4 protein-coding genes and 1 pseudogene are annotated in these 4,649 nt (G+C 73.1%); 4 read left to right on the top strand and 1 reads right to left on the bottom strand.

The genetic code is table 11. The features are described 5' to 3' along the window. The first annotated feature begins 91 nt into the window (after positions 1-91). The 4 genes and pseudogenes from VR45_RS35805 to VR45_RS50865 all read left to right on the top strand — a co-directional run. The gene (locus tag VR45_RS35805) at positions 92-1,336 is read left to right on the top strand and encodes an arginine deiminase (RefSeq protein WP_045944099.1); all 1,245 of its coding nucleotides are present in this window, start codon (positions 92-94) and stop codon (positions 1,334-1,336) included. A gap of 35 nt (positions 1,337-1,371) precedes the next feature. Further along, the gene (gene argF / locus VR45_RS35800; protein WP_045944098.1) at positions 1,372-2,376 is read left to right on the top strand and encodes an ornithine carbamoyltransferase; all 1,005 of its coding nucleotides are present in this window, start codon (positions 1,372-1,374) and stop codon (positions 2,374-2,376) included. A 2-nt stretch (positions 2,377-2,378) separates the two neighbouring features. Then, positions 2,379-3,362 carry a carbamate kinase gene (locus tag VR45_RS35795; protein ID WP_045944097.1) on the top strand — a complete coding sequence of 328 codons (984 nt, stop codon included), beginning with the start codon at positions 2,379-2,381 and terminating at the stop codon, positions 3,360-3,362. A 132-nt stretch (positions 3,363-3,494) separates the two neighbouring features. Continuing rightward, a pseudogene (locus VR45_RS50865) lies at positions 3,495-3,539 on the top strand (hypothetical protein); the annotation flags it as partial. 406 nt (positions 3,540-3,945) lie between these two features. Here the strand turns inward: VR45_RS50865 and VR45_RS35790 are convergent. Beyond that, a partial coding sequence (locus tag VR45_RS35790) for a universal stress protein (protein ID WP_045944096.1) occupies positions 3,946-4,649 on the bottom strand: 704 nt, incomplete at its 5' end.

The raw sequence follows: 4,649 nt of genomic DNA, 5'->3' as shown, positions 1-4,649 counted from the left end.
CCCGAACCCGCCGCCCCGGCGGCCTGCCGACAGCCCTCCGGTGGCGCGACACCCCCGCGCCACCGGCACCGAACCCCCAGGAGTACCCCTGATGTCCACCCTTCGTGTCGACTCCGAGGCGGGCCGCCTGCGCCAGGTGATCCTGCACCGCCCCGGCCTGGAACTGGCCCGGCTGACCCCGCGCAACGTCGACGGCCTGCTCTTCGACGACATCCTGTGGGCCAAGCGCGCCCGCGAGGAGCACGACGCCTTCGCCCAGGTCCTGCGCGACCACGGTGTCCGGGTCCACCACTACGCCGACCTGCTCGCCGAGTCCCTCGAACTGCCTCCGGCCCGCGCCTGGTTGCTCGGCCAGGTGGTCACCCCGGCTGTCGTCGGCCCGGCTCTCGTCGAGCCGGTGCGGGAGCTGTGCGAACAGCTCGACGGCGCCACCCTCGCCGAGTACCTGATAGGCGGCGTGCTCAAGGACGACCTCCCGCTGACGAGCCCGCACAGCCTGCTCTGGAACACCCTCGGGGAGCAGGACTTCGCCCTCCCGCCGCTGCCCAACCACCTCTTCCCCCGTGACAACTCCTGCTGGATCGGCAGTCGTTACAGCCTCAACCCGATGGCCAGGCCGGCCCGCCGACGGGAGACCCTGCACACCGCGGCGATCTACCGCTTCCACCCGCTGTTCGCCGAGACCGTGCCGCCGCTGCTCGACGGCACCACCACCGCCCCGGGGCTGAGCCTCGAAGGCGGCGACGTCCACGTCGTCGCCCCGGGCGTGGTCATGGTCGGGATGAGCGAGCGCACCACCGCCCAGGCCGTCGAAACCCTCGCCCAGCAGCTGTTCCTGACCAACACCGCGCACCGGCTGATCGCCGTCCGCCTGCCGGAGAGCCGGGCGTTCATGCATCTCGACACCGTCATGACGATGATCGACCGGGACACCTTCACTGTCTACCCGGGCCTGGCCCACCAGTTGCGGTCGTGGACGCTCACCCCCGCACCCGAGCGACCGGTCGGCTTCGACGTCCGACCCGACGCCGACCTCACCGTCTCGCTCGCCGAGGCCCTGGACCTGGACAAGGTCCGGTTCCTGTCGGCCGAGCAGGACGCCCGCACCGCCGAGCGCGAACAGTGGGACGACGGCTCCAACTTCCTCGCCCTCGCACCCGGCGTCGTCGTCGGCTACGAGCGCAACACCACCACCAACACCCACCTGCGCAAGCAGGGCATCGAGATCGTCACCATCGCCGGCTCCGAACTCGGCCGGGGCCGCGGCGGCCCGCGCTGCATGAGCTGCCCGATCCAGCGCGACCCCGTCGACCGACCGAACCGACCGACCGACTGACTGACCGACCGACCGACCGGCAAGGAGAACCCGTCATGACCGTCGACCTCAACGGCCGCCACTACCTGCGCGAACTCGACTTCACCGCCGCCGAGATCCACCAACTCCTCGACCTCACCGCCGAACTGAAGACCGCCCGCCGGGCGGGCACCGAGACCGCTCGCCTCACCGGCCGCAGGATCGCCCTGATCTTCGAGAAGAACTCCACCCGGACCCGCTGCGCCTTCGAGGTCGCCGCCGCCGACCAGGGCGCCACCACCACCTACCTCGGCCCGGACAGCTCCCACATCGGCCGCAAGGAGAGCCCCGCCGACACCGCCCGGGTGCTGGGCCGGATGTACGACGCCATCGAGTACCGCGGCTTCGACCAGGACACCGTCACCGAACTCGCGGCCCACGCCGGCGTCCCCGTCTACAACGGGCTCACCGACCGGTGGCACCCGACCCAGAGCCTGTGCGACGTGTTCACGATGCGCGAGCACACCGGGAAGCCGCTGGAGGAGATCTCCTTCTGCTACCTCGGTGACGCCCGCAACAACACCGCCCACTCCCTGATGGCCATGGGCAGCCTGCTCGGCATGGACGTGCGCATCGCCGCCCCGCGCGACCTGTGGCCCGACCCGGCGCTCGTCTCCGAGTGCCTGCTGCTGGGCCAGGAGAGCGGTGCCCGGTTCACCCTGACCGACGAGCTGGAGGAGGCCGTGCGCGGTGCGGACTTCCTCTGCACCGACGTGTGGGTGTCCATGGGCGAGGACCACGCCCAGTGGCCGGAGCGCATCGCCCGGCTGCTGCCCTACCAGGTCAACGCCAAGACGATGGCGGCGACCGGAAACCCGGACACCGCCTTCCTGCACTGCCTGCCCGCCCTGCACGACCGCCGCACCGACCTCGGCGCCGAACTCGCGGCCGGGCACGGCCTCGACGGCCTCGAAGTGACCGATGACGTCTTCGAGTCGCCCGCCTCGCTGGTCTTCGACCAGGCCGAGAACCGCATGCACACCATCAAGGCGATCCTCGTCGCCACCCTGGGGAGGAAGTGACCGTGCGCATCGTCGCCGCCCTCGGCGGGAACGCCCTGCTCCAACGGGGCGAGCACCCCGACGCCGCCGTACAGTCCCGGCACGTCCACGACGCCGCCCGCTCGCTCGCCGAACTCGTCACCGCCGGGCACGAGGTGGTGATCACCCACGGCAACGGTCCGCAGATCGGTCTGCTCGCGCAGGAGAGCGAGAGCGACCCGGCGCTCACCGCGCCGTACCCGCTGGACGTCCTCGGGGCCCAGACCCAGGGCATGATCGGCACCCTGCTCGCCCGTGAACTCATGGGCCGGCTGCCGGGCCGCGCCGTCACCGCGCTGGTCACCCACACCGAGGTCGACCGCCGCGATCCCGCATTCCAGCGGCCTGCCAAGTTCATCGGCGGACAACTCACCGGCCAACAGGCCCGGACGATGGAGGTCGAGCGCGGCTGGACCACCGCGCGGGACGGTACGCGCATGCGCCGCGTGGTTCCCTCCCCGCAGCCGAAGGCGATCGTCGAGCTGGCGGCCGTCCGGGCGCTGCTGGCCGCCGGAACCGTGGTCGTCGCCGCCGGCGGGGGAGGGGTCCCGGTGACCCGCGATCCGGACAGCGGCCGGGTGCGCGGGGTCGAAGCGGTCGTCGACAAGGACCTCACCGCCGCGCTGCTCGCCCGTCGGCTCGACGCCGACGCGCTGCTGATCCTCACCGACGTCACCCATGTGTTCACGGGGTACGGCACGACCCACCCCCGTCCACTGGCCACCGCGACCCCCGCGACCCTGCGCGCGCTCGACCTGCCCGAAGGCTCGATGGGCCCCAAGGCCGAGGCCGCCGCCGGATTCGCGGAGCGGACCGGCCGGATCGCCGCCATCGGCCCCCTGGACAACGCACTCGGCACGCTGCTGGGAACCACCGGCACCACCGTCCGGGCCGCCGTCGAGGGCGGGAGAGCCGCCTCCGGGGCCACGGCGGCCGGCGACCTCGCCGTAGCGCACACCACAGCCTGACCCACGAGGAAGGAAACCCGCGATGAGCCTCCGGACCCGACCCGGCACCGAGACCACGCTGACGACCCGCGGCGAGGTCACCCTCGCCACCCCCGAGTACGCCAGGACGAAGCTGCTCGCCGTCCTCCGGACCTGAGCGGGCAGCCGTTCGTCTTCTTCACCAACGGCGAGACCGGTCGCGGCAATGTCCTGTACCACCGCTACGACGGCCACGACGGCCTCGTCACCCCTGCGCGACAGCCGGCCCCGGATCGCGCCGCACGTCCGCGTGCACGGCCCGCCCCCGAAACCACGGTGGCGGGCCACGGCGTTGGGCGGTGGTGGTCCGGACGTGCGGTTGTCCCGCGGCACCGTCGACAACGGATCCACGCCGCTGCTCGGGCGCCCCTTCGGCGACCGGCCGTCGACTGCTGTCGGCGCCCGGCGAGGACACGTCCGTCGAGGACACGCCCGTCGAACGTCGCGGGCCGGCGTCGCCACACGTCGAGCGCGGGCCGGAAGCCGGATGCCGCGTCCACCGGGGGTGGACGCGGCATCGGAGCGGCATTGCTCGTGCCCGGTGCCGGAGGGCGCCGGGGCTCCGTCAGTTGTGCGGGACGACGGCGACCGGTGCCTGGGCATGGTGGATCACGGCGTGGGCGACCGGGCCGAGGCGCAGGCCCAGGCGGTGGTGGCGTCGGCGGCCGACCACCACGAGGGCGGCGTTGCCGGACGCGTCGACCACCGCGCCGGCGCCGCCGCCGATCCGGGTGTCCTCGACCACGGTGACCTCGGGGTACTTCGCCCGCCATCCGCTGAGTGCCAGGCCGAGCAGCTCGGCCTCGATGGCGCGGAACCGCTCGGTCTCGACCGGCGGGGCCACCCAGCCCGCGTAGCCCCAGACGGGCGGCGGGGTCCAGCCGTGAACCGCGCGCAGCACGGCCGCACGTGCCGCGGCCTGCTGGAAGGCGAATTCGACGACCTCGTCCGCCGGGGCACGGGGGTCGATGCCGACGACCACCTCGGTGGCCCCGTCGGCACCGGCCGGCTGTGTCCGCGCGGCCCGGACCAGGACCACGGGCACCTCGCACCGTGCCGCGACGTCCAGACCGACCGACCCCACCAGCAGGCCCTCGAAGCCGCCCAGGCCCAGCGAACCGACGACGAACAGCTCGGATTCGGCCGCGGCAGCGAGCAGCGCGGCGGTGGGCTCGTGACCGGCCAGCAGTCCGGTGTGCACCTCCAGCCCCGGGTGGACCGAGCGCACCTGCCGCGCGGCGTCGTCGAGCAGACGCTCGGTCAGGGAGC

The sequence above is a fragment of the Streptomyces sp. NRRL S-495 genome (genome assembly GCF_000966955.1).
Lineage (GTDB): Bacteria > Actinomycetota > Actinomycetes > Streptomycetales > Streptomycetaceae > Kitasatospora > Kitasatospora purpeofusca.
The sequence above is the reverse complement of the archived record's forward strand: the minus strand, read 5'-3'. Positions and strand labels throughout refer to the sequence as shown.

What these genes read in the sequence shown, in the direction of transcription:
- VR45_RS35805 (WP_045944099.1), top strand. Translation starts at nt 92, where the DNA reads ATGTCCACCCTTCGTGTCGACTCCGAGGCGGGCCGCCTGCGCCAGGTG.
- argF (WP_045944098.1), top strand. Translation starts at nt 1,372, where the DNA reads ATGACCGTCGACCTCAACGGCCGCCACTACCTGCGCGAACTCGACTTC.